The following is a 26,932-nucleotide window of genomic DNA, read 5'->3' as shown; positions in this document are numbered from 1 at the left end:
GCCGCACCGGTCGACGCCCCGCCCGGTGCGGCCACGGAACCCGCAATTCATTAGACAGGCGAAGGATTTTCGTCAATAATCGTTAGTCATGGGAAAGACCTATGAGCGCATAGACGGCCGCCTGCGTACCTTCATCGAGGCGCAGCCAATCTTCTTCACCGCGACCGCCCCGCTGGCCGGGGACGGCACGATCAACCTCTCCCCCAAGGGGCTCACCGGTTCCTTCGCCGTCCTCGACGAGCTGACCGTCGCCTATCTGGACTTCGCCGGGAGCAACGCCGAGACGATCGCGCACCTGCGCGAGAACGGCCGGATCACCCTCATGTGGTGTGCCTTCCAGGGCCCACCGAACATCGTCCGGGTGCACGGCCGCGGTGAGCCCGTCTTCCGCGACGACCCGCGCTTCAAGGAACTGCTCGCCCACTTCCCCGGCATCGACCCGACCCCGCACGGGCTGCGCGCGATCGTCGTCGTGACGGCCGAACTGGTCCGTGACACCTGCGGCTACGCGGTGCCCTTCATGTCGTACGACGAGGACCGCGATCTGCACGGCAAGCGCTTCGCGCGCGAGGACGACGCCTCGCTGAGCGCGTACTTCACCAAGAAGGAGTACATCGCGACGAGCATGGACGGACTGCCCGGGCTGCCGTTGCCGCTGCCCCCCACTACCGTCTGAGCCATGCGCCCCGGTGTCGTCGCCCTCGCGTCCGCCTCCTTGTTCGTGCTCGGTGCCGCGCCCGGCGGCGGGGCCGGGGACGGGCTCCCCTCGCCGCCGCTGCCCGAGCGCATGGCGGACTCCGGCGGCGGCACCCAGCTGATCACCGCCCTGGCTCCGCGCGCGGACGCGACGTCCGGCACCGTGGCCTGGTGGGATCTGCGCGACGGCCGGTGGGTGAAGGCCGGTTATGCCGCGGCACGCTTCGGCGCCAGGGGGCTCACCGAGGGCGCCTCGCGGAGGCAGGGCACGAACACGACCCCGACGGGGCTGTACGACCTGCCGTACGCCTTCGGCATCAAGGCCGCGCCCCACGGCACCTCGGCCCCCTACCGCCGGGTGCACCAGGACTCCTGGTGGTGTCAGGACAACGGCTCCCGCTCCTACAACCGCTGGACCGAGCCGCGTCCCGCCGACTGCCGCGCCACCGAGTCGGAGCACCTGATCGGATACGACACGCAGTACGCGTACGCCTTCGTCATCGGCTTCAACTACGAGCGGCCCGTGCACGGCCGGGGCGCGGGCATCTTCCTGCACGTCAACGGGCGTGGGCCAACGGCTGGTTGCGTGTCGGTGCCTGCGGCGGCGATGCGGCGGATCCTGAAGTGGGCCGATCCGGCGCGCGGGCCGCACATCGCGATCGGGACGGAGAGCGGCGCCACCGCGATCACCGGGTACTGACCGGGTTCGCCGTCGCGTTGTCGGTGCGCGATGCCATCATGTTTCCCTGCTGGTGGGAGGGGACATGGAACGGGCGCGCAAGGCCCTGCTGATCGGAGTCGGGCACGCACCCGCGACGGTGGGCCTGCTGGAACCGCTCGACGAGGTCGTCGAAGCGGATCTACGACTGATGAACACGGCGCTGGAAGCAGCCGGTTACGAGGTCGAGACGCTGCACGACGCCGGCCTCAGCCGGATCAAACCCAAGATCTACGAGGTGGCCCGCGACGTGCCGCCCGGCGGCACCCTCCTGCTGTACTTCACCGGACACGGCGTGCGGGTCGACGGCGTCGACCATCTTGTCCCCGCCGACGCCACCCCACCGAGGGACGGGGTGTGGCAGGAGCCGTACGTGGACTCCCTGTTACCCGCGCGCATCAGCCCCCTGCTCAAGGAGTGCCGGGCAGGCACGGTGCTCTGGCTCGTCGACGCCTGCCGCACGGTCATGGACGGCAAGGGAGTGGCCTTCGGCAACAGCATCGACAGCGGACCTCCCGAAGGCGGCTTCGCCGTGCTGACGGGCTGTTCGGCCGGGGAGCAGTGCGGACACACCTCCGAGGGGAGCTTCTTCACCCGGGGGCTCGCCGACGCGCTGGGGCCGCTCGCCCCCGCCCGCACCGTGCACGAGGTGTTCACGGCGGCGCGAGCCCGGACGAAGGAGGCCGCCCGGCGGCACGGCCTCACCCAGACCGCCGGGATCCGCTACGGCACCAACGCCGAGGCGGAGACCAGGGAGAAGGAGATCTGCGGCGGCCGTCCGCTGCTGGAGGCCTGGCTGGAGGCGGCCCGTGAGACGCCGCTGTGGGAGCGGGTGAAGCCGGAGGACCAGGGCAGTGTCCCGGCCTTCCAGGACTCTCTCGCCGACTTCGTCGGGCAGTGCGCCCGCACCCTGCATCTCGCGCAGCAGCGCCTGCCGCACCCGGACCCGTGGGCCGACGACGCGTTCCCGGTACGGCTGTTGCGGGACCGGCTGCCCCTGCTGCTCCCCGAGGCGGCCGCCCTGTCGGCGGTCGAGGTCGCGCTGCTCGTGGCGGCACCGTTCCTGCGCGAGGCCGCCTGGGCCGACCGGCTGAGCCAGGCTGCGGAGATCGACCCGTACGCAGGGGTGCGCCGCCCGGGTGCCGACGCCCACCGCAGGCACTACGAGCAGATCGGCGACCAGTACGCGCGCGTGGCGCGGAAGGCGACCCAGTGCCGGGCCCGTGACCGGGTGCAGGACGAGGCCGCCGTGACGATGTGGCTGGTGCACCGCTGGATCGCCGACCGGTTCGAGACCGACGACGAGGCGGTGCCGCCGGGTCCGGCACAGGCTCTGGTCACCGCGCTGGGCGTGGCGCAGGACCGGGTGCACGAGTTGTCCGGCCTGCTGTGCGCACTGGCCTCCGGGATCGGCCTCGAAGACCTGCCGGGTGAACTGCCGGCCGCGTCCCGGGGCAAGGTGCTCCTGCCCGGCGGTCATCAGACTCTTCGGGTGCGCCCGCTCGCCGCGCTGCTCCGGCTCGCCGCCGCGCTGGCCGTGGACGTCCGGACCTTCCCCGAGGCGGTGGCCGAGCATCTGGCGGTCACCGACCCCGTCCTGCCCGAGCAGGTCATCGGCACGGCCCGCGGCCTCGGCTGGGACCCGGACGGCGACGCCCTGCATCTGGACGCCCTCTGCCCCCACCAGGCCATGCACGCGGCGCTCACCGAAGTGGTGGACCAGGCGGACCAGCTCACCGCGCAGGTCATGGACTTGAGCACCGAGCTGCCGGAATCGGAAGCCGCGCTGCTGACGGCCGTACCCCGCCGTGTCACCGATCGGGGGCTTCGCCCGAGCCGGATCGGCAACCAGCCGTCGTACGAGGTCCCGTTGCTGCGCTTCCACCTCGCGCAGACCGAGGTGCGCGAGCTGCTCATGGGTGAGCAACTGTACGGCGGCGACCCTCAGTTGGCGCTGCGGGAGCTGTACCAGAACGCCATGGACGCCTGCCGCTACCGCGCGATGCGCTGGACCTTCCTGCACAGCAGCGGCGTACGGCCGGCCGACTGGACGGGCCGGATCACCTTCACACAGGGCGAGGACGAGCGCGGCCCGTACGTCGAGTGCCAGGACAACGGGGTGGGGATGAGCGCGGAGCAGCTCAAACACACCTTCACGCGCGCCGGCAGCCGGTTCGAGCGGTCGAAGTCGTTCCGCAAGGAGCAGTCGCGGTGGCTGCGCCACGATCCGTCGCTGCGTCTGTATCCCAACAGCCGTTTCGGCATCGGGGTGTTCAGCTACTTCATGCTCGCCGACGAGATGACGATCGTGACCCGCCAGGTGGGCCCGGACGGCGTCCTGGCCGACCATGCGCTGCGCGTCGACATTCCGAGCAGCGGCAGCCTGTTTCGCATCCAGCGGCTCGGCGGGGCGCAGGACGGGCTCGCCGAGGGCGGGACGCGGGTGCGGCTGTATCTGCGGGACGGTGCCGCCGCGGCCGGGCTGTCCTGCGTGAAGGTGCTGCGCGAGCTGGTGCGGGTGAGCGAGTTCCGGCTGGAGGCGCAGGACGGGACGGGGTATGCGCACGACTGGGTGCCGGGCACGCTGCAGTCACCTCCGGGGGCCGCAACGGGCTCCTCGCTGGAGGCGGTGCCCGGGGTGCTGTGGTGGGTGACCGGCGAGGGCGCGATCCTGTGCGACGGCATCGTGACGGACCAGGAGCCCTTCGGCTGTGTGCTGAACCTGACCGGCCCGCATGCCGGAAAGCTGAGCGTCAGCCGCAAGGAGCTCCAGGAGTTCGACCAGCAGTGGGCGGACGAGACATGGCGGCAAGGAGCGAAAGCACTCGTCGACTGGCCCTCGTTGAGCCTGAACTGGCTGTGGGAACTGGATGCCCGCAACCTCTCCGTGGCCCAGGTACTCGATCAGGAGTGGCGCGGCAAGGGCGTCGAGGTGCGGGGGCGGAGCGGAAGGATGCCATCGCTCGACGTCGTCGGATGGTTCCATCTCGACCGTGACATGTACGACGACCAGCGACGCGGCAATCAGCGGCGCCTCTCCGCGGAGACACGCAGATTCCAGCCGTGGCGCACCGCAGCTCTGCAGATCCCCGCCGCGCCCGGCATGGCGGCTGCCCCGCTGAGCCTGTCGGGTCATCCTGTTCCCGCCCCCGGGGACGCGGACCTTGCGAACCGGGAGGTCCGCTCCTGGCACGAGGTGGTCTCCCACGCCGCCGGGCGGGGAATGACGGTCGCGGAGGTTCTGCTCCGCCTGCGGCGGCTGCGCATCGTGCACCCCGTCAATTCGCCTCCGCCCACGACGGGAGAGGACCTCGCCTGGGTCCCGGACTCGCTCGACGGTGAACTCGCGCAGGCGCTGAAGGGCTGGGCCAGGACCGGTCGGTCGAGTGCCCGGGCGTTCGACGAGGGCGGTGTCGACGACTGCGCCGCCCTGGTACTGGCATCGGCCCAACTGTCCATGCCCATGGGCCTCCTGGCTCGCCGCCTTGCCCGGCTCGCTCCCCTGCACTCCTTGACGGTTCCCGCTCCCCCCGAACACCACGAGAACTACGTCTGCACCGAGGACGACATCGCCGGCCTGTTTTCCGAGCCCTCCGACGCCCCCTCCAGAAGACAGCGTCGCGTGGACGGCGCCAGGCAGGTGCGTGAGATCTGCGGACGCACGGGGGAACCGCTGTCGGAGGTACTCCGCAGACTGTCCGATTTCAGCTGGCTCGGTTGGCGGGTGCCCTCTCCCGACGAGCTCTCCGCGTGGATGGAGCTCGACAGCGATGTCTTCGACGTCCTGGGCCTCTTCACGTCGGGCTTGCCCGATGGACGCCGATCCCTGTGCTGGGCGGCGACCATCAATTTCGCGGACATCGTGCAGGTCGATCTCGAAACCGCGGAGCGGGAGCTCGGCACGGTGGCCGCGCGTCTCGGCCTCGTCCATGAACCGCGCTACTCGAACGGTCTGCTGGACGGCCGCCACATCCCCTCCTACGACGCATCCCTTCTCCTGCGGCAACTGGCCGCCATCGGGGTGCGCTTGGAAGACGGCATCAATCTGGACTCGCTGGCCCTGGCGTCCCCGTCGTCGTCGGATTTCGATCTGGAGACAGCGCTGGACGACCTGCGCGCGGCAGGAGTCCCGCTCCCCGACGGACTCGGCATCCTCACCTCCTGGGGGGAACTGCCGCTTCGAAGCCGTTCCGTGCTGTCGGGCAAGGACGTGTTCTTCGACGAGGAGGACTACGCGGCCGCCGGCATGACGTCTGCCGCTCTCCTCAACGCCGCTGCGGGTTTCAACGAACCCCTCCACGAGGTATGGCTTCTCGCCGCGCGCGAGGCCATCCGCTTCGGACTGGCCGTACCCCCTCTCCCGGAGGCCGTCGCCGACTATCGGCCCCCGCAGCACGTGTGCTGGGCCCTCACCTCACGTCCCGATGACGCCTATGGAAATTCCGGCACGGCCGTATGGCGTCGTCTGCCCCCTGAGGAACTGGTGAAGCACGCCCACCGGCAGCTCACCGACGCCGCGACGGCGTACGAGGAGTTCTGCCGACTGCGGGTCATCGGCGCCCTTGTCCCCGAGCTCCCGCAACATGCCGTGGACGCCTTGAGCGAGCACATACCGGATGGACACGATCTCATCGCCCTGTCGGCCGAATACCGGGTGTCCGACAGCGACACCCCTCCCACCCCTCTCGACCTGGTCAGCATTGCGGGCCGGCTGGGCGAGCCGATCACCGACACCGTCCGGCGCATCACCCCCTACCTACCCTTCTGGTCCGGCGCCGCCGAGCTGCCGCCCGCGGCGGACACCGTTCCGCTGTGGCAGGATCTCGCGCTGCTCAGCCGGCACTTCGACGGCCAACTGCCCGCCGTCTCAGGTCGGGTGACGCTCCATCACGTCAAGTGCGCGGCCGAAGCCGTCGGCGAGAGCGAGGAATGGGTCAGGGAACGGCTCCGCCGCTACGCCGTCATGTTCGACCTGGACGTGGACGAGCCCGCGGTGGATGCCGAGGACGACGAACAGACCCGACACGAGAGCAAGAGCGATGACTGAACCTCCCCGCCCGAGTCACGACTTCACCGCCGTCTACGCCGAGGACGAACCGGGCCCGACCGCCCTGCCCTTCACCCGACGGGCGTCGGCCGACGGCCATGGCATCGTCGTCGAGGGCAACTGCCCGCGCTGTCACGGCAGAACGGCGACGGAGTACCGCCACGGGCTGCCCGGAACGGGTACCAAGGGGCTGTTGACCTGGCTCACGGGTGCCGGACCCGAACCGGGCAACGACACGGCCGACCTCACCCGCGAGGTGCACTTCTGCGAATGCGGACACCCCCACCCCAACCTGCCGGCGGACGCCGCGTTCGTGGGCTGCGGTGCCAGTTGGCGGCTCACGGCGCTCCGCTCGGGCAACGCCACATGAGCGCGCGGTCGGACCGCCGCTGGGCCCAGCTCGCCCGAGAGCTGGAGTTCACCCAGCTGCCCGAGCTGCGGCGGCAGGCGGAGGGCTGGCGGACGGGCCTCACCGGCCTGACGGCGCTCCTCGCGGTGCTCGTCACCCTCAAGGGGCGTGACGATCTGGCCGGGCTCCCGACGGCCGCCGGTGTGGCCGCGACGACACTGCTCGGCTCCGCGTTCCTGCTCTTCGTCATCGGCTCCGTCCTCGCGGTGCGTGCCGCGCACGGCCGCCCGGGCAGCCGGGTGCTCCTCGCGGGCCAGGCCCTGCGCCGCTGGACGGAGCAGGAGATCGTCCGGGTCACCCGCTCCCTGCGGTACGCCTCCGTGTGCTGTGTGGCGGGCGTGGCCCTGGCGGCCGTGGCGGTCGTCGTCGCCTGGGCGACCACCGAGACGCCCCCGGACCACCTGGTCCGGGTCACCACGACGACCGGGGAACGCTGTGGGGAGTTCGTCCGCTCCGGGCGCGGCGGCGTCGTCATCAGGACCGACAACGACGGAGACGGCCGCCGAATCGTCCTGTCCGCCCAGGCGGTGAGGTCGATGAAGCCCGTCTCCAGCTGTGACACGGCGAGTTGACCGGCACGGAGAAGGCATGACAGGAACAACCATGGGCTCAGGGACGGCAACAACCACCGGCGCGGGCCCAGAAGCAGGCGCCGGACCGCGCATCGCGCTGCTGATCGGCGTGGCGAGCACACCGGATGCCGCACATCGCTTCGTCTCGCTCGAAGAGCCGGTCGCCGCGGACCAACGTCTGCTCGGCGCCTCCCTCCAGGCCGCCGGCTACGCGGTGGAGACGCTCTGCAACGCCACCCGCGCCGAGATCGCCACGCGGATCGACGAGGTCGCCCGCGAGGTCGTGGCGGACGGCACCCTGCTGCTGCACTTCTCCGGGCACGGGATCCGGATCGGCGACATCGACTACCTCGTGCCCTCCGACGCCCGCGCTCCGGGCGACGGCGACTGGCGGCCCTCGTACCGGGAATCCCTCCTGCCCGCCGACATCAGCCCCTACCTCGGCGAATGCCGTGCCGGGACGGTGCTGTGGCTGATCGACGCCTGCCGCGACCAGCCCTCCGGCGAGGAGGGCGTCTTCGGCAGCCGCATCCTCAGGGGGCAGCCGACGGGACGCTTCGCGCTGATGACGTCCTGCGGGGCCGGGCAGCGCTCCGGGTACACGGGAGAGGGCAGCTTCTTCACCCAGGGGCTGGCCGAGGCCTTCCGTCCCATGACGCAGGCCCGGACGGTGCAGGAGGTGTACGAGACGGCCCGGCAGCACACGCTGCGCTCGGCCCGCCAGCACCTCGGCGAGGTGCAGGAGGTGCAGGTCCGCTACGGCACGGAACTGGAGTCCGAGGCCCGCTCGGCCGTGGTCTGCGAGGGACGCAGGCTGCTGGAGGCCTGGCGGGAGGCGGTGTCGGAGACCACTTTGTGGGAGCGCGTCCCCGAGGAGGACTCCGCCTGTCTGCCGCGCCTGCGGGAATGCCTGACCGCGCTGGTCGAGGAGTGCGCGACCGTGGTGCACCATGCCCAGCGGCGCATGCCCGATCCATGGGCCGACGACGGCTTTCCCGTACGGGTCCTGCGTGACCGGCTGCCCGGCCTGATACCGAAGACGACGGCGCTCTCGGCGCTGGAAGCCGCGGCCCTGGTCGCGGCGCCGTTCCTGTACGAGGCGGCACGGGCACGACGGCTGAGCCACGCGAAGGACGTCTCCCCGTACCACGTCTGGCACGAGGCGGACGGCGACACCTGGAGGCGCCACTACGAACAGGTCGCCGACCACCATCCGCACATCGCGAAGAAGCTCTCCGAGTGCTGGTGCAGCGCCCGCGTCGACGAAGCGCGCGGGGTGGCCCTGTGGCTGGTGCACCGCTGGATCACGGAGCGCTTCGAGACCGACGAGGAGGCCGTACCGCAGGCCGAGTCCCGGACTCTCGCCGCCGCGCTTCTGGACGCCCCCGAGGACCGCGGCTCCAGGACGGCCGAGCTGTCCCGGGTGCTGTGCGCCGTCGCCTCCGGCATCCCGCTCGGCGCGGCCCCCGAGGAGTCCTCCGCCGCGGACGTCGCGTTCCCGGTGCCCGGCAGCGGCCGCCAGAGCGTGCGGTCGGCGGAGCTGGCCGCCCTGCTGCACCTGGCATCCGTACTGGCCCTCGACGCGCGTACGCTCCCCGACGTCCTGGCCGAACATCTCGCGGTCTCCGACCCTGTGCTCCCGCAGGATGCCGTGAACGCCGCGCACGACGCGGACTGGCACCCCGCCGACGACGAACTGCACCTGGACGCGGCCTGCCGTCACCCCGCGGTGCACGCGGCCCTCGCCCAGGTCGTCGAGCAGGCCGACGAACTCGCCTGCGCGCTACGGGAGTCGGCGCGCAGGCTTGCGCCGCACCGCGCCGCCCTGCTGGCGGGCGCGCCCTCCCGGGTCACCGACCGCGACCTGCGCCCCGTCGAGGACCGGGGCCGCAGGACGTACGACGTGCCGCTGCTGCGGTTCCAACTGGCGCAGACGGAAGTGCGTGACCTGCTCATGGGCGAGCGCATCTACGACGGCGAGCCGGACCTCGCGCTGCGTGAGCTGTACCAGAACGCGATGGACGCCTGCCGGTACCGCGCGATGCGCCGCCGTCATGTCGAGGCCAGGGGTGGCAGGCCCGGTCCGTGGGCGGCGCACATCACCGTCGTCGAGGGCGAGGACGAGCGCGGCCGGTACGTCGAGTGCCGGGACAACGGCGTGGGCATGACCCTCGACCAGCTGAGGAACACCTTCACCAAGGCGGGCCGCCGCTTCGAGCAGTCCCGCGCCTTCCGGCAGGAGCAGGCGAACTGGCACCGCCAGGATCCGTCTCTGCGCCTGTACCCCAACAGCCGTTTCGGCATCGGGGTGTTCAGCTACTTCATGCTCGCGGACGAGATGGTGGTCATCACGCGGCCGGTGGGGACCGACGGAATCCCGGCGCGGAAGGCGCTGCGGGTCGAGATCCCCGGGAGCGCCAACCTGTTCCGGATCCGGGAACACGACGACACCGGGGACGGGCTCCTGGAGGGCGGCACGAGCATCCGGCTGTATCTGCGCGACTCGATCACCCTCTCCGGCGCCTTCTCACCCGTGGCGACGCTCCAACGGCTCGTCCTGGTCAGCGAGTTCGAGCTGGACGTCGAGGAGACCTCGGGGAACAAACACCACTGGGAACCGGGGGTGCTTCAGTACCCTTCCGGGGTGTCCGAGGGGGACGGGGCGGTGGAGGCCGTGCCGGGGGTCCTCTGGTGGGTCGCCGACAAGGGCGCGATCCTGTGCGACGGCATCGGCACGGACCGGCAGCCGTTCGGCTACGTACTCAATCTGACCGGTGCGCAAGCGGGCAGGCTCAGCCTCAACCGCAAGAAGCTCCAGGCGTACGACACCGCATGGGAGCGCACGCAGTGGTCGCGCGGCGCGTCGGCACTGGCCGCGTGGCAGGGGCTCCATCTTGCGTGGCTCTGGCGCCTGGAGTCCGAGAATCTGGACGCGGCCCGCGCCGTCTGGGAGAAGTGGCGCGGTACGGGCGTGCTCGTCAGCAGGAAATCGTGGCGTCCGGCCGTGAATCTGGACAGCCTCGGCTGGTTCCACCACGACACGAACGCCGACAAGCCGACCCGCTCCGGCAGCATGCACCAGGAACGGGGTGAGCTGACGGAACCCTGGCGCAGAGCGGCGCTGAACTCCTTCACGCCCGGGTCGGGCCACTCCTCCATCGCCTCCCTCGCCGGGTACGCCGTCCCCGCCCCGGGGTGGGCGGGGATCTCCACGGGCTCGCCGCGATTCTGGGACAACGGCGTGACCGCCCCGAAGCGGCCCGACGACTGGCGTTCGGTGGTCGCGCTCGCCTACGACCAGGACACCACCGTCATCGACGTGCTCCGGGTGATGCGTGCTCTGCGCATCGCCCACCCCGCTCTCAGCCCGCCCCGCATCACGGAGGGGGACCTGGACTGGGCTCCCGACTACCACGACGTGCAGATCATGGAGGGGCTGCTCAGCCGTTCCCGCACCAAGAGGCGCTGGCAGTCCGAGGAACAGAACGACTACTGCCACGCATGGGACGACCTCGGCGGACTCGTGCGTGCCTCGGCCACCACTCATCGAACACTGGGACAGCTCGTCGAGGCGTGCGTCAAGTACGCCCCCTTCCTGCCGGGTCCGGTGCCGGCCGTGCCCGAGCACCACCGGGACCACGTCTGCGACGAGGCCGATCTCTCTCTGCTGTACGTCGATGACAACGGCTCCGGATGGCGTCCCACCCGCCGGCCGTGGGACGTCACCGGAGCAGCCGTGCGCCTCGGGATCCCCTGGGAGGAAGCCCTCCAGCGGCTCGCGCTTTTCGGCTGGCTCGGCTGGGCCGTCCCGGACGTGGAGTCCGTGCGGCGGTGGAGCCAGGTGCCGTGGGAGATCCTCTCGGTGCTGCGGGAGTACTGTCTGCCCGGCTCGAACGGCGGTTTCACGCTGCCCCGGGGTGCCACGTTCCAGCTCGCGGCGGACTGGGAGATCCCGCTGCGCAGGGCCGAGAAGGAACTGGCGCGCTGGGCGGGAGCGCTCGGCCTGGCGTACCACCGGCACCATCGCGAGAAGTCCGTCGCCGGCCGGGTCGAGCCCAGCCTGGAGACGGCGAACGTCGCGGGCGCCGCGCATGCCAACGGATTGCTGCTCGAGGACGGGCTCAGCCTCCGGGACCTGGCTTTCATCCGACCGGGGGTGGACAGAGAGGACCTCTCCTATGCGATGGAGGAGTTGAGACAGGCAGGCGTCGAGGTGCCCGCGGCCGACTCCCTGCTGCGTGCCTGGGACGACCTCCCCGTGCCCAGCCGGTACGCCTTCTCCGGGAGGGATCCCTCGTGGGACGGGGCCGATTATCCGGTTCTGCCCACCGCGGACGTCCTGTTCGCGTCGAGCGTCGAACTGCAGACGCCCTTGGCGACGATGTGGAAGACGGCCCGGCGGGAGGCCAGGAGGTTCGGCCTGTCCGTGCCCGACCTTCCCGCCGGACTACGGGAGTTCAGCCCCAAACGCCTGGAGAGCCACGCCCTGATCGACTGGGGCGACCCCGATGAGTACGACGGCGAGTGGTTCGAGTCTCCCCGCTGGGCGCCCCTCACCGCCGAACGGCTTGTCGACGCCGCGCGGGCTCAGCACCTGGGCGCCCGCGAGGCGTTCCAACGCCTGGCGCCGCTGCGCGAGTTGGGCGCCCTGATCCCGGAGCTGTCCCCCGCGCAGGTGGAGGGTCTGCCCGAGGAGGAGCCCGATGCCAAGGACGCCGTGGCTCTCGGCGCCGAGCACCGGGTCTCGGCACCGGGCGAGCCCCTCTGTCCCCTGGATCTGGTGAGCCTGGCGGGCCGCCTGGGCGAACCGCTCGACCGCACCTGGCGACGGATCGTGCCCTATCTCCCCCTTCAGCCCCCACCCCGCCTCGCCTCGGACCCGGTGGCGGCCATCCCTGCCGTGCTGCCGCTCTGGCAGGACCTGATCGTGCTGTCCGTCCACGCGGACGGCGTACTGCCGGCGCTGCGCGGGCCGGTGACCGCGGAGCACCTCCGCTTCACCGCACACGCCGTCGACGAGAGCGAGGACTGGGTGCGGGAGCGCCTCGGCCTGTACGCCGGGCTGTTCGAACTGGAGCTGTGACCGGACCTGTGAGCGCCTGGTGCCCCCGCCGATCCGTTAGTCGGCCGCGCTGTCCGAGTCGGAGTCCGAGCCGTCTGCCGGCACCGCGCCCGGCAACCGCACCGTGAACGTCGTCGCACCCGGGCGGCTCTCCAGCGCCACGGTGCCGGCGTGTGCCTCCACCACCGCGGAGACGATGGAGAGGCCGAGACCGGCGCCGCCGCCTCCGCCCTCGGTGCGCCGCCGGTCCGCCCGGGTGAACCGTTCGAAGACGCCCGGCCGGACGTCCTCGGGGACGCCCGGGCCGTCGTCGTGCACGGCCAGGACGGCCGTGCGGGCATGTGTGCGGGCGTCGGTCTCCAAGGGGACGGTCTGCAGGGAGACGGTCACCTTGGTACCAACAGGCGTGTGCAAACGTGCGTTGGCCAACAGGTTGGCCAACACCTGTTGGAGGCGGTGGCCGTCGCCGGTCACCGTCACGGGCTCCTCGGGGAGCTCCAGGGCCCAGCGGTGATCCGGGCCGGCCGCCCGGGCGTCGGTGACCGCGTCGAGGACGAGACGGGTGAGGTCGACGGGGAGCCGTTCCAGCGGGCGGCCCGCGTCGAGGCGGGCGAGCAGCAGCAGGTCGTCGACCATCTCGCCCATCCGGGCCGACTCGGCGGCGATGCGCTCCAGCGCCCGCGTCACCTTCGGCGGCACCGGGCCCGGGTGCAGCAGCGCCAGCTCCGCGTGGCCGCGGACCGAGGCGACCGGCGTACGCAGCTCATGGCTGGCGTCGGCGGCGAAGCTGCGCAGCCGCTCCTCGCTCGCGTGCCGTTTGGTCAGCGCGTCCTCGACATGGCCGAGCATCCGGTTGAAGGCGCCGGCGAGCCGGCCCACCTCGCTGCGCGGGTCGGACTCGGGCGCGCGCGGCGGCAGCGCCACCTCGCCGCTGGCGAGCGGGAGTTCGCTGACGCGGGTGGCGGTCGCGGCGACCCTGCTCAGCGGCCGCAGCGACCAGCGCACCCACAGCGCCCCGGCGACGCCGGTGACCGCGAGGGCCGCGCCGAAGACGCAGGCGGCGACGAGTTCCAGGCGGTGCACGGTGGCCTCGACCGGCTCCAGCGGAAGCCCGGTGACGAGGACGTCGCCGTCCTTGCCCCGAGTCGCCACCACGCGGTAGTCGTCGAGCGGCGACAGCTCGACCGAGTGCCCGCTGCCGTCGACCGGCACGGCGGCCAGCGTCCTGCTGTCGGCGGCGGTCAGGTCCACGGCCCGGTTGGCCGCGGCGGAGCCCGGGGGCACGACGGCGGCGTTGGTGGCCACGCCGTCGACCAGGCGGGCCCCGAACGTCCCGGTGGCCTGCTTGCGGGCGTCGCCGTGCTCTCCGTCGTGCTCGTCGCCGTCATGGTCCGACGGTCGGATGCCCGCATCCGGATGTTCCAGGCTCGCGGGGTAACGGCTGCCCGCCGCGGTGAGCTGCTGGTCGAGCCGGCCGGTGAGGAAGCCGTTGAGACCGACCACCGCGGCCACGCCCACGGCGGCGCAGCTGATCGCCAGCAGCACGACCAGCCCGGCGGTCAGCCGGGCGCGCAGCGTGTGCGGCCACGGCATTCGCGGACGCCTCCTCACCGGGCCGTCACCGGCTTGAGGACGTACCCGGCGCCGCGCACCGTGTGGATCATCGGCTCGCGGCCCGCGTCGACCTTCTTGCGCAGATACGAGATGTACAGCTCCACGACGTGGGCCTGGCCCCCGAAGTCGTAGGACCAGACGCGGTCGAGGATCTGCGCCTTGCTCAGCACCCGGCGCGGGTTGCGCATCAGGAACCGCAGCAGTTCGAACTCGGTCGGCGACAGCTCGATCAGGTCGCCGCCACGGGTCACCTCGCGGGCCTCCTCGTCCATGGCCAGGTCGCCGACAGTCAGCCGCGGGCCCTCGTCCTGCTGACGGGCCATGCCCGCGCGGCGCAGGAGTCCGCGCAGCCGGGCGACGACCTCCTCCAGGCTGAAGGGCTTGGTGACGTAGTCGTCGCCGCCCGCCGTGATGCCGGCGATGCGGTCCTCGACGGCGTCGCGGGCGGTGAGGAACAGGACGCACACCTCGGGCCGCACGGCGTGCAGGGAGCGCAGCACGGCGAAGCCGTCGGTGTCCGGGAGCATGACGTCGAGGACGACGGCGTCGGGCGCCAGCTCGCGCGCCTCGGCGAGGGCCGCGGCCCCGTCGCCCGCCGTGCGCACCTCCCAGCCCTCGTAGCGCAGGGCGCCGGAGAGGACCTCGGCGAGATCCGGGTCGTCGTCGACGACGAGGACGCGTACTGCGGTGCCGTCGGGCCGGGTGAGTGCGGGCCGGCCGGTGCCACGGGAGCGGGGAGTGTTCATGTCGTCATCCAGGATCGCCCCTGCCGGGAGGCGCGACGCCTCCTGCCACCTCTGAGTTTCCTCTGAGTCTCCCCGGCCCGCCCCTCTGACTTTCCTGTGAGTCGGCGCCGAGGAGCGCGTTTCAGAGGGTCCTCAGAAGTTGCCCGCGCACAGTTTCCTCCCGGACAGCCGGAAGGTTCCGGACAGCCGGAAGGACGGATACATGACGACGGTGTACGAGCGTCGGGCCGCGGTCCCGCGCCCCTCACGAGCCCGCAGGCGGCCACGGCCCTCTCCCGCCGCGCCCCTGCTGGCGCTGCTCTGGGCCGGGGCCGCCGCCGTCGTCGCCCTGTGGTGGTCCGACACGCGGTCGGTGGTGGGCACGGCGGGCTGGCTGACCGACGCAGGGCGGATCGCCGGGCTGCTGAGCGGATACGGCTGCGCGGTCCTCGTCGCGCTGATGGCCCGCGTCCCCTTCCTGGAGCGGCGCATCGGCTCCGACCGGGTGGCCCGCTGGCACGCCATGGCGGGCCGGTACACGATCTGTCTGCTGGTCGCGCACGTCACCCTCATCCTGTTCGGGTACGCCGCCCAGGACGGGTCCGGCATCGTGCACGAGACCGTCAGCGTGGTGTTCGACTACCCGGACATGCTCAAGGCCACGATCGGTGGGCTCGTCCTCTTCGCCGTCGGGATCGTGTCGGCGGGCGCGGTGCGCCGCCGGGTCAGTCACGAGTTCTGGTACTACCTTCACCTGCTCACCTACGCGGCCGTGTTCCTCGCCTTCTTCCACCAGCTCACACTGGGCTCCGACTTCGTCGGCAACGCCTGGGCCCGGTCCGCCTGGTACGTGCTCTACCTGGGCACCGCCGCCCTCGTCGGATGGTTCAGGCTGCTCGCGCCCATCCGGCTCAACCTGCGCCACAGGCTGCGCGTCGAGTCCGTGCACCGCGAGGCGCCGGGGGTCTTCTCCGTCGTCGTACGCGGCGAGCGGCTGGACGAACTGGGCGCGCGGTCCGGGCAGTTCTTCCGCTGGCGGTTCCTCGCGGACGGGCTGCGGTGGACGTCGACGCCGTACTCGCTGTCGGCGCCGCCCCGGCCCGACCTGCTGCGGATCACCGTGAAGGCGCTCGGCGACCACAGCGCCGCCATCGGCCTGCTGCGGCCCGGCACCCGGGTGTGGGCGGAGGGCCCGTACGGCGCCCTCACCGCCGAGCGGCGCACCGCACCCAAGGTGCTGCTGATCGCCGGCGGGGTCGGCATCACCCCGCTGCGCGCCCTGTTCGAATCCCTCCCCGGCGGCCCGGGTGACGTGACGCTGCTCTACCGGGCGCGCACCGCCGAGGACCTCGCGCTCGGCGCCGAGCTGGAGGCGATAGCGAAGTGGCGCGGGGCGCAGGTCCTGTACGCGGTCAACGGCGCCGACGGCAGGCGCCCCCGGTTCACCGCCGAGTCGCTGCGGGCGGCCGTACCCGATGTCGCGGCGCACGACGTCTACCTGTGCGGGCCGCCCGCACTGGCCCGGGACCTGTACGGGGCGCTGCACGCCGCCGGGGTCCCGGACCGCCGTATCCACCACGAGTCGTTCGAACTGTGAGAACTGTGAGGCCGCGTTGCACGCGCTGAAGAAGAACCGTCCGCTGCGCCGCATCACGATGGCGGCGGCGAGCACCGTCACCGGTGTCGTCCTGCTGCTGTCCCTGAAGCCGCACACGCCGCCGACCGTCACGAACGCGTCGTCGCCCTCCACCAGCCAGTCGCCGTCCCCCGAAAGCTCCTCCGGTTCGTCCGGTTCATCTGGTTCGTCCGGTGGGTCGAAGAGCACCGGAACCAAGACCGCCACCGGGGAGACCGTGCAGACCCGTTGGGGTCCCGTGCAGGTGCGGGTAACGGTGAGGAACGGCAGGATCACGGACGTCACCGCGGTCACCTATCCGCAGGACAACCCGAAGGACCAGGAGATCAACAGCTACGCGATTCCGCAGCTCAGGCGGGAGGTGCTGGCCGCCCAGAGCGCCTCGATCGACTCCGTCTCCGGGGCGACGTACACCAGCGACGGGTACAAGCAGTCCCTCCAGTCCGCGCTGGACTCGGCGGGCCTCTGAACGGACAGCGGTCCTCGCACGTATCTCTGGGCCAAGGAGCCACTCCCCTCGCCCCCGTTCCCACGCAGGAACACGGAGGAACCGTGTCCACGATCGCCGGTGGTCGCGCCGCCCGGCGCCAGACCATGCGCCGCATCCGCCCTCGACGCTCGCCCGCCGTCCCGCTGCTGCTCGCCTTCTGGGCGGGCGCGGCGGGGGTGATCTGGCTGTGGTGGAGCAACACCCCGTCCATCGCGGACGACAACAGCAAGATCCTGAACGCGGGCCGGATCACCGGGCTGCTCGCCGGATACCTGATGGCGCTCGTGGTGCTCCAGATGGCCCGGGTGCCCGCCCTGGAACGCCGGGTGGGCTCCGACCGGGTGGCCCGCTGGCACGCCATGACCGGCCGCTACACGCTCTGCCTGGTCCTCGCCCACCTCGTCCTGACGATGTACGGCTACGCCCTGCAGGCCGGCAAGGACTTCGGCTCGATCGTCCAGCAGACCGTCGACTCCGTGCAGCAGCTGCCGGACATGGGCAAGGCCGCGATCGGCACCGGCCTGCTGCTGTTCATCGGGCTCATCTCGATCGGCGGGCTGCGGCGCAGGATCCCGTACGACCTCTGGTACCACGTGCACCTGCTGACGTACGCGGCCGTGTTCTTCACGTTCTGGCACCAGCTGTCCACCGGCAACGACTTCGCCGTCGAACCCACCGCGAAGACGGTCTGGTACGGGCTGTACGGGTCGGTGACCGCGCTGGTGGTCTGGTACCGCGTCCTCACGCCGATCCGGCTCAACCTGCGTCATCGCATGCGCGTCGAAGCGGTGGTCGAGGAGTCCCCCGGGGTCGTCTCGGTGCTGATCAGCGGGCGCAAGCTGCACCGCATGGGCGCGGAGGCCGGGCAGTTCTTCCGCTGGCGCTTCCTCGCGCCGGGCATGCGCTTCAGCTCCCACCCGTACTCGCTGTCGGCGGCGCCGCGCCCCCACATGCTGCGCATCACGGTGAAGGCGATCGGCGACCACAGTTCCGCGCTGCGCGACCTCGAACCCGGCACGCGGGTGTGGGCCGAGGGCCCGTACGGCGCGCTGACCGCGGGCAAGCGCAGCCGCGGCAAGGTGCTGCTGGTGGCCGGCGGCGTCGGGATCACCCCGATGCGGGCGCTGTTCGAGACGCTGCCCGCCGCCTCAGGCGACCTGACACTGCTCTACCGGGCCAACAGCACGCAGGATCTCGCCCTGTGGGACGAGCTGTCCTCCATCGCGGACGAGCGCGGGGCGCGGCTGATGTACGCCGTGAACAGCCCGGACGGCGAGCGTCCGGACATCTCGGCGGACAGTCTGCGCCGCAAGATGCCGGACATCGAGGGCCACGACGTCTTCCTGTGCGGGCCGCCCGGCTTCGCCCAGCAGGTGTACGAAGCACTGCGCGGCGCGGGGGTCCCCGCCCGCCGCATCCATCACGAGTCGTTCGAGATGTGAGCGACGGGAGTCGGGAGAGATGAAGAAGAGCCACCCCATTCGGCGTGCCGTACTCGCCGGTGCAGCCACCGTGTCCGGGATCGTCCTGCTGCTGTCGCTGAAGCCGGCGTCCGATCCGGCCGCCGCCTCGGCGCAGGGCGGGACCGCGGCGCAGCAGACGGCGGCCGCGCAGGAGTCGGCCCAGGGCGGCGCCGGGGCCCCGCAGGCGGGCACGGTCACCGGAAACGTGGCCCGGACCCAGTACGGCCCCGTGCAGGTGCGGCTGACCGTGAGCGGCGGGCGGATCACCAAGGCCGAGACGCTGCAGGCGCCCAGCGGCGGCCGCAGCACCACGGTCACCGCCGACGCCGTGCCGAAGCTCAACCAGGAGACGGTCGCCGCACAGAACGCGGACATCGACGCCGTGTCCGGGGCGACGTACACAAGCGCCGGCTACAAGCAGTCCCTCCAGTCGGCCGTGGACAAGGCGAAGGCGGCCGGAAGCCGGCAGACCGCTCCGTCGAGCCCCGCGTCCCCGTCGGCCCCGGCAGCCCAGCCGTCCTCGCCGGCCGGTGGTGCGGCGTCGTCGGCGCCGCCCGCCGCGCAGGCCCGTACGGTGACCGGGAACGTCGCGCAGACCCAGTACGGGCCCGTCCAGGTCCGCATCACCGTGAGCGGCGGCAAGATCACCAAGGCGGACGCGGTGCAGGCGCCCAGCGGCGGCCGCAGCACCCAGGTCACCTCGGACTCGGTGCCCAAGCTCAACCAGGAGGCGGTGGCGGCCGGAAGCGCCGACATCGACGCCGTGTCCGGTGCCACGTACACCAGCGGCGGATACAAGCAGTCCCTGCAGTCGGCCCTGGACAAGGCCGGTGGCTGAGTCCGCCGAGGTACCCCTGCCCGCGCTGCGTCACGCGGAGGAGGTCATGGGCACCGTCTTCTCCTTCGACGTGCGCGGCGGCGAACCCGAGGCCGTGCAGGCCGCGTTGGAGGAGGCGATCGCTCAACTCCACCGGGTGGACGAGCTGTTCAGCACCTACCGCGACGACAGCGAGGTCTCCCGGCTGGCCCGCGGCGAACTCACCGTGGCCGACTGCGATCCCGACGTCGCCGAGGTGCTCGGTCTGTGCGCGGAGGCCGAGCGGGTCAGCGATGGCTGGTTCAGCACGACGTACCAGGGACGGCTCGACCCGACGGGCCTGGTGAAGGGCTGGGCGACCGAGCGTGCCGCCCTCCACCTCACCGCCGCCGGGGCGAGCGGCGTGAGCGTGAACGGGGGCGGCGACGTCCAGTTGTGCGGCACACCCGGCACGCACCGCCCGTGGCGGGTCGGCGTCTCGGACCCGCTGCGCCCGGGCGGCCTGGCGGCGGTGGTCTCCGCGGCCGGTGTCGACGAGCTGGCGGTGGCCACCTCCGGCACCGCCGAGCGCGGCGCCCACATCGTCGACCCGCGCACCGGCCGCTCCGCGGTCACCGACCTGGTCGCCGTGACGGTGGTGGGGCCCCGGCTGACCTGGGTGGACGCGTGGGCGACGGCGGCTTTCGCGATGGGGTCGCGGGAGGCGCTCGGCTGGCTGGAGTCGCTCCCGGACATCGAGGCGCTGCTGATCACGGCGGGCGACGAGGTCCGGTGCACCGGAGGTCTCGCCGCCCGACTGGGGTGACTCGCAAAGACCTCAGTGGTGGTTCTGGGCCAACCGCAGCAGGTGGTCGGCGAGCGCCTGACCGCCGGTCGCCTCCCGGCTGATCAGCAGCAGCGTGTCGTCCCCGGCGATCGTGCCGAGGATGTCGTGCAGTTCCGCCTGGTCGATGGCGGAGGCAAGGAACTGCGCGGCCCCCGGCGGGGTACGCAGGACCACGAGGTTGGCGGACGCCTCCGCGGAGATCAGCAGCTCCGACGAGAGCCGCCGCATCCGCTCCTCCTTCGCCGACTCGCCCAGCGGCGCGCGCGGGGTGCGGAAGCCGCCCTCGCTCGGTACCGCGTAGATGAGGTCGCCGTCGTTGTTGCGGATCTTCACCGCGTTCAGCTCGTCCAGGTCCCGGGAGAGCGTCGCCTGTGTGACGGTCAGCCCGTCGTCGGCGAGAAGCTTCGCCAACTGGCTCTGGGAGCGCACCGGTTGCCGGTTGAGGATGTCCACGATCCGGCGGTGGCGTGCGGTGCGGGTCTGCGGCACGGCAGGCCCTGCGTGCTCGTGATCCTGCGCCTGACTCATCGTCGTCGTCTCATTCTTTGGCTCGTCCGTCCCCGTTGGCTACCGCGTCGAGTACGCCGGGCAGCGCCTGGAGGAACGCGTCCACTTCGTCGTCGCCGAGGTTCAGCGGGGGCATCAGCCGTACGACATCGGGGGCGGGCGCGTTCACCAGGAGGCCGGCGTCCTGAGCCGCCTGCTGCGCCTGGGGCGCGAGCGGCTCGGTGAGCACGATACCCAGCAGCAGGCCCGCGCCACGGACATGGTCGATCAACGGGTGCCCGAGTGACTCGATTCCATTGCGCAGTTTCTCGCTCGCGCTCTTCACGTTGTCGAGCAGGCCCTCGGCCTGGATCGTGTCGAGCACGGCGAGTCCCGCGGCGCACACGACGGGGTTGCCGCCGAAGGTGGTGCCGTGGTGGCCGGGCTTGAGCAGTTCGGCGGCCCGGCCGAAGGCGACGGTCGCACCGAGGGGCAGTCCGCCGCCGAGACCCTTCGCGAGCGTGACGATGTCCGGCAGGACACCCTCGTGGGCCTGGTACTCGAACCAGTGTCCGGTGCGGCCGATCCCGGTCTGCACCTCGTCGAGGACGAGCAGGGCGCCGGTGGCGGCGGTGATCGCGCGGGCCGCCTTCAGATAGCCGGGCGGCGGCACGATCACGCCGAGCTCGCCCTGGATGGGCTCGATGATCACCAGCGCGGTGTCCTCGGTGACCGCTTCGGCCAGGGCCTGCGCATCGCCGAACGGGACGTGGGTGACGTCGCCGGGCAGCGGCAGGAACGGCTCCCGCTTGCCGGCCTGGCCGGTGAGCGCGAGGGCGCCCATCGTGCGGCCGTGGAAGCCGCCGGTGGTGGCGACCATGTGTTTCCGGCCGGTCAGCCGCCCGATCTTGAAGGCGCCCTCGTTGGCCTCGGCCCCGGAGTTGCAGAAGTACACGCGTCCGTCGCGGCCGAAGAGCTGGAGCAGCCGTTCGGCGAGCGCGACGGGCGGCTCGGCGACGAAGAGGTTGGAGACATGGCCGAGGGAGGCGATCTGCCGGCTGACGGCCTCGACGATCGCGGGGTGCGCGTGGCCGAGGGCGTTGACCGCGATACCGCCGACGAAGTCGAGGTACTCCTTGCCGTCGGCGTCCCACAGCCTGGTTCCCGCGCCGCGGACGAGCGGCAGCCGGGGGGTGCCGTAGTTGTCCATGAGCGAGCCCTGCCACCGCTCGGTGAGCTCTGCGTTTGTCGCAGTGCCGGTCATGCGTCGTCCCCCGCTTCCTCGTCGTCCGGCACGACCATCGTGCCGATCCCCTCGTCGGTGAAGATCTCCAGCAGGATCGAGTGCTGGACCCGGCCGTCGATGACACGGGCGGTGTTGACGCCGTTGCGCACGGCGTGCAGACAGCCCTCCATCTTCGGCACCATGCCGCTGGCCAGCTCGGGCAGCAGCTTCTCCAACTGGCCGGCGGTGAGGCGGCTGATCACCTCGTCGCTGTTCGGCCAGTCCTCGTAGAGGCCCTCGACGTCCGTGAGGACCATGAGGGTTTCGGCGCCAAGAGCAGCAGCGAGTGCCGCAGCCGCCGTATCAGCATTGACGTTGTAGACATGGTGGTCGTCCTGGGAGCGGGCGATCGAGGAGACGACCGGGATACGGCCGTCGGCGAGCAGCGCCTCGATGGCACCGGTGTCGATGGCGGTGATCTCGCCGACCCGGCCGATGTCGACCAGTTCGCCGTCGATCTCGGGCTGGTGCTTGGTGGCGGTGATGGTGTGCGCGTCCTCGCCGGTGAGGCCGACGGCGAGCGGCCCGTGCTGGTTGAGCAGCCCGACCAGCTCACGCTGCACCTGTCCGGCCAGCACCATGCGTACGACGTCCATGGCGTCCTCGGTGGTGACCCGGAGCCCCGCCTTGAACTCGCTGACGATGCCGTGCCGGTCCAGGGCGGCGCTGATCTGCGGGCCTCCGCCGTGCACGACGACGGGCTTGAGGCCGGCGTGGTGCAGGAACACGATGTCCTGCGCGAAGGCCGCCTTCAGCTCCTCGTCGATCATCGCGTTGCCGCCGAATTTCACGACGACCGTCTTGCCGTTGTGCCGGGTCAGCCAGGGCAGCGCCTCGATGAGGATCTGCGCCTTGGGCAGCGCGGTGTGTCTGCGGGTGCTTCCGTGGCTCGGATTGCTCATGAGGAGTACGCGCTGTTCTCGTGGACGTAGTCGGCGGTGAGGTCGTTGGTCCAGATCGTGGCCGTCTCGTCGCCCGCGGCGAGGTCGGCGACGATGTGCACCTCGCGGTAGCGCATGTCGACGAGGTCGCGGTCCTCGCCCACGCCGCCGTTCTTGCAGACCCACACGCCGTTGATGGCGACGTTCAGCCGGTCGGGCTCGAAGGCCGCGGACGTGGTGCCGATCGCGCTCAACACCCGTCCCCAGTTGGGGTCTTCGCCGTGGATGGCGCACTTGAGGAGGTTGTTGCGGGCGATGGAGCGGCCCACCTCGACGGCGTCGTCCTCGGTCGCGGCGTTGATCACCTCGACCTTGATGTCCTTGCTCGCACCCTCGGCGTCCCGGATGAGCTGCTGGCCGAGGTCGTCGCAGACGGCCCGCACGGCCTCGGCGAACTCCGCGAATTCCGGGGTCACTTCGGAGGCTCCGGAGGCGAGCAGCAGCACGGTGTCGTTGGTGGACATGCAGCCGTCGGAGTCGACGCGGTCGAAGGTGGTCTTCGTGGCCGCCCGCAGCGCCTTGTCCAGCGTCCCGCTGTCGAGGTCGGCGTCCGTGGTGAGCACGACGAGCATGGTGGCGAGGCCCGGGGCGAGCATGCCCGCGCCCTTGGCCATCCCGCCGACGGTCCAGCCGTTGCCGGTGGCCACGGCCGTCTTGTGGACGGTGTCGGTGGTCTTGATGGCGATGGCGGCCTTCTCGCCGCCGTGCTCGGAGAGCTGCGCAGCGGCCTGCTCGACTCCGGGAAGCAGCTTGTCCATGGGCAGGAGTACGCCGATGAGGCCCGTGGAGGCCACGGCGACCTCGCCGGCGCCCACGCCGAGGACATCGGCGACCTTCTCCGCGGTGGCGTGCGTGTCCTGGAAGCCCTTGGGACCCGTACAGGCGTTGGCACCACCGGAGTTGAGGACGACAGCCGTCAACTCCCCGCTCTTCAGCACCTGCTCCGACCACAGCACCGGCGCGGCCTTCACACGGTTGGAGGTGAAGACGCCCGCGGCGGCGCGGCGGGGCCCGGCGTTGACCACGAGGGCCAGGTCCGGGTTGCCGTTCTCCTTGATCCCGGCGGCGATGCCCGCAGCCCGGAACCCCTGTGCTGCCGTGACGCTCACGGTGCGACTCCGATCGTGGAAAGACCCAGCTCCTCGGGGAGCCCGAGGGCGATGTTCATGCTCTGGACGGCACCGCCGGCGGTGCCCTTGGTCAGGTTGTCGATGGCGCTGATCGCGATGATGCGGTGCGCGGCTTCGTCGTACGCGACCTGCACCTGAACGGCGTTGGAACCGTAGACGGACGCGGTCGCGGGCCACTGCCCCTCGGGCAGCAGATGGACGAACGGCTCGTCGGCGAAGGCCTTCTCGTACGCGGCCCGGACCGACTCGGCGGTGACTCCGTCCCGCGCCTTGGCACTGCAGGTGGCGAGGATGCCGCGGGGCATCGGCGCGAGGGTCGGCGTGAAGGAGACGGAGACGGGCTCGCCGGCGGCCGCGCCGAGGTTCTGGATGATCTCGGGGGTGTGCCGGTGGCCGCCGCCGACGCCGTACGGCGTCATGGAGCCCATGACCTCGCTGCCCAGCAGGTGCGCCTTGGGCGCCTTGCCGGCGCCGGAAGTGCCTGAAGCGGCGACGATCACGGCCTCGGGCTCGGCGAGCCCCGCCGCGTACGCCGGGAACAGCGCGAGGGAGGCGGCCGTGGGATAGCAACCGGGCACCGCGATGCGCTTGGACCCCTCCAGCGCGGCGCGGGCGCCCGGCAGTTCGGGGAGGCCGTACGGCCAGGTCCCGGCGTGCGCGGAGCCGTAGAACCGCTCCCAGTCGGCCGGGTCCTTCAGCCGGAAGTCGGCGCCCATGTCGACGACGAGGACGTCCGGGCCGAGCTGCTCGGCGACGGCGGCGGACTGCCCGTGGGGCAGCGCGAGGAACACGATCCCGTGACCGGCGAGCACGTCGGTCGTGGTCTCCTGGAGCACGCGGTCGGCCAGCGGCAGCAGGTGCGGCTGCAGAGCGCCCAGGCGCTGGCCCGCGTTGGAGTTGCCGGTCAGGGCACCGATCTCGACCTCGGGGTGTGCCAGGAGCAGACGCAGCAGTTCCCCGCCCGCGTACCCACTCGCTCCCGCCACTGCTGCGCGTACCGCCATGGAACCCTCCTCTTGGATGGCATGACTATACGTTTCGCTGCACGTTTATGCAATCCGGTATGGCGGGGTCCAGGACGAGATCCTCGAGTCTCCGGGCTGAGCACAGGGCGCTGAGGCCTGCGGGGCGGGGCGGTGCTTCAGGCCGCGAGCCGGCCCCTGGACAGCAGCCAACGCCACCGCGGGCGCTCCGTGACGAGGGTGGCGGCGGCCAGCAGGGACACGGCGACCGCCGCCCAGGCGGGCCAGAGCAGCCACGAGGAGAGCACGGCGGCGGTGAGCTGGAGCAGCACCAGCAGGACGGTGACGCCGCCGGGCACCGGGATGATCACGTTGGCCTTGTCGCCCGGTGTGGAGAACAGGGTCGGCAGGCCGATCAGGACCACCAGCGACAGGACGGCCAGGAGCCACGAGCGGTCGGCCAGGAGCCAGGGCGTGGCCACCCAGGCGACGAGTTCCGTCGCGAAGCGCAGGGCGGAGGCGGTGCGGTCGTCCGGTGGACCCGGAGGCGTCGGCCCGTCGGCGGCATCGGTCACCCGCGGACGATCTCACGGCGTGCGGGAGCATGTCAGCGGTTCGGCGAGGCCCGTCCCGCCGGGGTAACACCTGAGGACAGCCGAGGCGCATCCCCGCGTGCTCCTACGCGCGCATCCCGACCAGGAACCGCGTCACCCGCGTACGCCGCACCAGCAGGTCGTACGCGGCCACGGTCAGGGCGAGCGAGGCCGCCACGATGACGACGTACTTGACGGCGACCGGCGCGTCCCAGCCCACCACGCCGTACGCGACGGCGACGACGATCGGCTGGTGCAGGACGTACAGCGGCAGCACGGCGGCGGCCAGGTAGCCGTACACCCTGGTGCGGCGATCCGGCGGGCCCTCGGCCGCCGGCAGCGGCGATGCGTCGGTCCGCGCCGGGCGGCGGCCGCGCCGGTCGAGCAGCCCAAGGATCCCGACGAGCCAGCACCAGCCCGCCGCGCCGTACAGTGCCCGCGCACCGATCGCGAGCGCCGTCCGGTCCGTGAAGGGGTCGTCCGCGGCCAGGAACCCCGGCAGTGCGGCCAGGTACAGGAGCAGGCCGAGCCCGGCGGCCCAGCCCGCGTCGCGGCGCATGGCCGTCCTGAACCGCTCGTCGGCGGCGACCACGAAGCCGTACAGGAAGAACAGCAGGTACGCCCAGCGGTGCCAGGCCGCGTAGTTCTTCTCCAGGCCCACCAGGGCGCAGATCAGCGCGACCGGGACGGTGGGCAGCAGGATCACGCCGCGCCGCCGGACCGCCCCGGCCAGGCGGTCGAGCGCCCGGCGGCCGAGACCGCGGGGAAGCCGCAGGACCAGCAGGGCCGGCACGAGCGAGAACACGAGCAGGAGCAGCACGAACCACAGGTGCCCGGTCTCGAAGTCCTCGCCCTGAACGACGAAGGGGAACTTGGCGGGCTCCAGGTGCACGTCGAAGAACCGCGGCCAGAAGTGCCGGTACGACTCGTGGTAGCCGGGGTCGGCGGCGCGCCGCCGCAGCCACTGCGGCACCGGGAGGAGGGTGACCAGCGCGAAGAGCAGCGGTACACCGAGCCGCCTCAGCCGCTCGACGGCGAACCCGGCGGGGCCGCGCCGGTGCAGCGAGTGCCATGCGCCGAAGCCCGCGACGAGGAACAGCATGGGCATCGCCCAGACCACCCCGAGCCCGCCGACGATCGTGGGCACGTCCGAGGTCTCGGCGTTCTTGACGTAGAAGTCGTCCTCGGTGTCGAACACCAACGCCGAGTGGAAGAAGACGAGCCCGATCACCACCAGCATGCGCAGGGCGTCGAGTTCCGGCCGCCGCTGCGGGCGCACGCCGGCCACCGCCGGCTCGACGCGTGCCTCCGCCATCCCGCCTCCCCCGTCCGTCCGGCTCGGGACAGCAGCAGTGTCCGCCCCGCCCGGCGCCGGGCGCTACGGCGCAATGCGCCACGGCACGGCGGCCCAGGCACACTTCGGTGCCTGGCCCGCCGCTGACCGCCGTCCGCCCTGTCCG

General features: G+C 71.8%; 20 protein-coding genes. 11 read left to right on the top strand and 9 right to left on the bottom strand.

Annotated features, from left to right (window positions below; translation table 11 throughout):
• Positions 1–88 precede the first annotated feature (88 nt).
• The 6 genes from ACN6LB_RS23325 (at position 89) to ACN6LB_RS23300 (ending at position 12,525) form a co-directional block, all read left to right on the top strand.
• A complete protein-coding gene (locus tag ACN6LB_RS23325; protein ID WP_445027610.1) occupies positions 89–676 on the top strand; it encodes a pyridoxamine 5'-phosphate oxidase family protein in 588 nt (195 codons plus the stop codon).
• Positions 677–679: 3 nt separating this feature from the next.
• The gene (locus tag ACN6LB_RS23320; protein ID WP_445027609.1) at positions 680–1,396 is read left to right on the top strand and encodes a L,D-transpeptidase family protein; all 717 of its coding nucleotides are present in this window, start codon (positions 680–682) and stop codon (positions 1,394–1,396) included.
• A 64-nt stretch (positions 1,397–1,460) separates the two neighbouring features.
• The gene (locus tag ACN6LB_RS23315; protein ID WP_445027608.1) at positions 1,461–6,461 is read left to right on the top strand and encodes an HD domain-containing protein; all 5,001 of its coding nucleotides are present in this window, start codon (positions 1,461–1,463) and stop codon (positions 6,459–6,461) included.
• Positions 6,454–6,831: a hypothetical protein gene (locus ACN6LB_RS23310; RefSeq protein ID WP_445027607.1), complete on the top strand. Its 378-nt coding sequence runs from the start codon at positions 6,454–6,456 to the stop codon at positions 6,829–6,831. The genes ACN6LB_RS23315 and ACN6LB_RS23310 overlap by 8 nt, the downstream gene beginning before the upstream one ends.
• Entirely contained in the window at positions 6,828–7,442 is a 615-nt protein-coding gene (locus ACN6LB_RS23305; RefSeq protein ID WP_445027606.1) for a hypothetical protein, read from the top strand. Before ACN6LB_RS23310 ends, ACN6LB_RS23305 begins: the two co-directional genes overlap by 4 nt.
• Positions 7,443–7,458: 16 nt before the next feature.
• Positions 7,459–12,525 carry an HD domain-containing protein gene (locus ACN6LB_RS23300; protein WP_445027605.1) on the top strand — a complete coding sequence of 1,689 codons (5,067 nt, stop codon included), beginning with the start codon at positions 7,459–7,461 and terminating at the stop codon, positions 12,523–12,525.
• A 36-nt stretch (positions 12,526–12,561) separates the two neighbouring features.
• Here ACN6LB_RS23300 and ACN6LB_RS23295 read toward each other — a convergent pair whose 3' ends face one another.
• Entirely contained in the window at positions 12,562–14,097 is a 1,536-nt protein-coding gene (locus ACN6LB_RS23295) for a HAMP domain-containing sensor histidine kinase (protein ID WP_445027604.1), read from the bottom strand.
• 14 nt (positions 14,098–14,111) lie between these two features.
• The gene (locus ACN6LB_RS23290) at positions 14,112–14,864 is read right to left on the bottom strand and encodes a response regulator transcription factor (protein WP_356134754.1); all 753 of its coding nucleotides are present in this window, start codon (positions 14,862–14,864) and stop codon (positions 14,112–14,114) included.
• Between the two features lie 202 nt (positions 14,865–15,066).
• Here ACN6LB_RS23290 and ACN6LB_RS23285 point away from each other — a divergent pair, with 202 nt between their 5' ends.
• The 5 genes from ACN6LB_RS23285 (at position 15,067) to ACN6LB_RS23265 (ending at position 20,054) form a co-directional block, all read left to right on the top strand.
• Entirely contained in the window at positions 15,067–16,440 is a 1,374-nt protein-coding gene (locus ACN6LB_RS23285) for a ferredoxin reductase family protein (protein ID WP_445027603.1), read from the top strand.
• A 16-nt stretch (positions 16,441–16,456) separates the two neighbouring features.
• Complete coding sequence (locus tag ACN6LB_RS23280) at positions 16,457–16,948, top strand: FMN-binding protein (RefSeq protein ID WP_356134758.1); 492 nt, start codon at positions 16,457–16,459, stop codon at positions 16,946–16,948.
• Positions 16,949–17,073: 125 nt separating this feature from the next.
• Positions 17,074–18,411, top strand: a complete 1,338-nt coding sequence (locus ACN6LB_RS23275; RefSeq protein ID WP_445027617.1) for a ferredoxin reductase family protein — start codon at positions 17,074–17,076, stop codon at positions 18,409–18,411.
• A gap of 19 nt (positions 18,412–18,430) precedes the next feature.
• On the top strand, positions 18,431–19,270 hold the full coding sequence (locus tag ACN6LB_RS23270) for an FMN-binding protein (RefSeq protein WP_356134760.1): 840 nt from the start codon (positions 18,431–18,433) through the stop codon (positions 19,268–19,270).
• Between the two features lie 46 nt (positions 19,271–19,316).
• The gene (locus tag ACN6LB_RS23265; RefSeq protein WP_445027616.1) at positions 19,317–20,054 is read left to right on the top strand and encodes an FAD:protein FMN transferase; all 738 of its coding nucleotides are present in this window, start codon (positions 19,317–19,319) and stop codon (positions 20,052–20,054) included.
• Between the two features lie 12 nt (positions 20,055–20,066).
• On the opposite strand, the gene ACN6LB_RS23260 is transcribed toward ACN6LB_RS23265, so the two are convergent.
• From ACN6LB_RS23260 to ACN6LB_RS23230, 7 genes are all read right to left on the bottom strand, one after another.
• On the bottom strand, positions 20,067–20,603 hold the full coding sequence (locus tag ACN6LB_RS23260) for an arginine repressor (RefSeq protein ID WP_356134762.1): 537 nt from the start codon (positions 20,601–20,603) through the stop codon (positions 20,067–20,069).
• A gap of 10 nt (positions 20,604–20,613) precedes the next feature.
• Positions 20,614–21,825 (bottom strand): acetylornithine transaminase, encoded by a 1,212-nt coding sequence (locus ACN6LB_RS23255; protein WP_445027602.1) that lies wholly within the window; start codon positions 21,823–21,825, stop codon positions 20,614–20,616.
• Positions 21,822–22,748, bottom strand: coding sequence for an acetylglutamate kinase (gene argB / locus ACN6LB_RS23250; protein WP_445027601.1), 927 nt, complete (start codon positions 22,746–22,748; stop codon positions 21,822–21,824). Before argB ends, ACN6LB_RS23255 begins: the two co-directional genes overlap by 4 nt.
• Entirely contained in the window at positions 22,745–23,896 is a 1,152-nt protein-coding gene (argJ, locus tag ACN6LB_RS23245) for a bifunctional glutamate N-acetyltransferase/amino-acid acetyltransferase ArgJ (protein WP_445027600.1), read from the bottom strand. The genes argB and argJ overlap by 4 nt, the downstream gene beginning before the upstream one ends.
• A complete protein-coding gene (gene argC / locus ACN6LB_RS23240) occupies positions 23,893–24,921 on the bottom strand; it encodes an N-acetyl-gamma-glutamyl-phosphate reductase (protein WP_445027599.1) in 1,029 nt (342 codons plus the stop codon). Before argC ends, argJ begins: the two co-directional genes overlap by 4 nt.
• Before the next feature lie 137 nt (positions 24,922–25,058).
• Positions 25,059–25,454 (bottom strand): hypothetical protein, encoded by a 396-nt coding sequence (locus ACN6LB_RS23235; protein WP_445027598.1) that lies wholly within the window; start codon positions 25,452–25,454, stop codon positions 25,059–25,061.
• 103 nt (positions 25,455–25,557) lie between these two features.
• On the bottom strand, positions 25,558–26,787 hold the full coding sequence (locus ACN6LB_RS23230; RefSeq protein WP_445027597.1) for an acyltransferase family protein: 1,230 nt from the start codon (positions 26,785–26,787) through the stop codon (positions 25,558–25,560).
• Between the last annotated feature and the right edge of the window lie 145 nt (positions 26,788–26,932).

Source organism: Streptomyces sp. SAS_270, assembly GCF_052543295.1.
The sequence above is the reverse complement of the archived record's forward strand: the minus strand, read 5'-3'. Positions and strand labels throughout refer to the sequence as shown.

Bases quoted from the DNA above. Each gene is read 5' to 3' on its own strand.
- ACN6LB_RS23325 (WP_445027610.1), top strand. From the start codon at position 89: ATGGGAAAGACCTATGAGCGCATAGACGGCCGCCTGCGTACCTTCATC.
- ACN6LB_RS23310 (WP_445027607.1), top strand. From the start codon at position 6,454: ATGACTGAACCTCCCCGCCCGAGTCACGACTTCACCGCCGTCTACGCC.
- ACN6LB_RS23285 (WP_445027603.1), top strand. From the start codon at position 15,067: ATGACGACGGTGTACGAGCGTCGGGCCGCGGTCCCGCGCCCCTCACGA.
- ACN6LB_RS23290 (WP_356134754.1), bottom strand. From the start codon at position 14,864: ATGAACACTCCCCGCTCCCGTGGCACCGGCCGGCCCGCACTCACCCGG.
- ACN6LB_RS23260 (WP_356134762.1), bottom strand. From the start codon at position 20,603: ATGAGTCAGGCGCAGGATCACGAGCACGCAGGGCCTGCCGTGCCGCAG.
- ACN6LB_RS23300 (WP_445027605.1), top strand. From the start codon at position 7,459: ATGACAGGAACAACCATGGGCTCAGGGACGGCAACAACCACCGGCGCG.
- ACN6LB_RS23230 (WP_445027597.1), bottom strand. From the start codon at position 26,787: ATGGCGGAGGCACGCGTCGAGCCGGCGGTGGCCGGCGTGCGCCCGCAG.
- ACN6LB_RS23315 (WP_445027608.1), top strand. From the start codon at position 1,461: ATGGAACGGGCGCGCAAGGCCCTGCTGATCGGAGTCGGGCACGCACCC.
- ACN6LB_RS23305 (WP_445027606.1), top strand. From the start codon at position 6,828: ATGAGCGCGCGGTCGGACCGCCGCTGGGCCCAGCTCGCCCGAGAGCTG.
- argB (WP_445027601.1), bottom strand. From the start codon at position 22,748: ATGAGCAATCCGAGCCACGGAAGCACCCGCAGACACACCGCGCTGCCC.
- ACN6LB_RS23295 (WP_445027604.1), bottom strand. From the start codon at position 14,097: ATGCCGTGGCCGCACACGCTGCGCGCCCGGCTGACCGCCGGGCTGGTC.
- ACN6LB_RS23275 (WP_445027617.1), top strand. From the start codon at position 17,074: ATGCGCCGCATCCGCCCTCGACGCTCGCCCGCCGTCCCGCTGCTGCTC.
- ACN6LB_RS23255 (WP_445027602.1), bottom strand. From the start codon at position 21,825: ATGACCGGCACTGCGACAAACGCAGAGCTCACCGAGCGGTGGCAGGGC.
- ACN6LB_RS23270 (WP_356134760.1), top strand. From the start codon at position 18,431: ATGAAGAAGAGCCACCCCATTCGGCGTGCCGTACTCGCCGGTGCAGCC.
- ACN6LB_RS23320 (WP_445027609.1), top strand. From the start codon at position 680: ATGCGCCCCGGTGTCGTCGCCCTCGCGTCCGCCTCCTTGTTCGTGCTC.
- ACN6LB_RS23265 (WP_445027616.1), top strand. From the start codon at position 19,317: ATGGGCACCGTCTTCTCCTTCGACGTGCGCGGCGGCGAACCCGAGGCC.
- argC (WP_445027599.1), bottom strand. From the start codon at position 24,921: ATGGCGGTACGCGCAGCAGTGGCGGGAGCGAGTGGGTACGCGGGCGGG.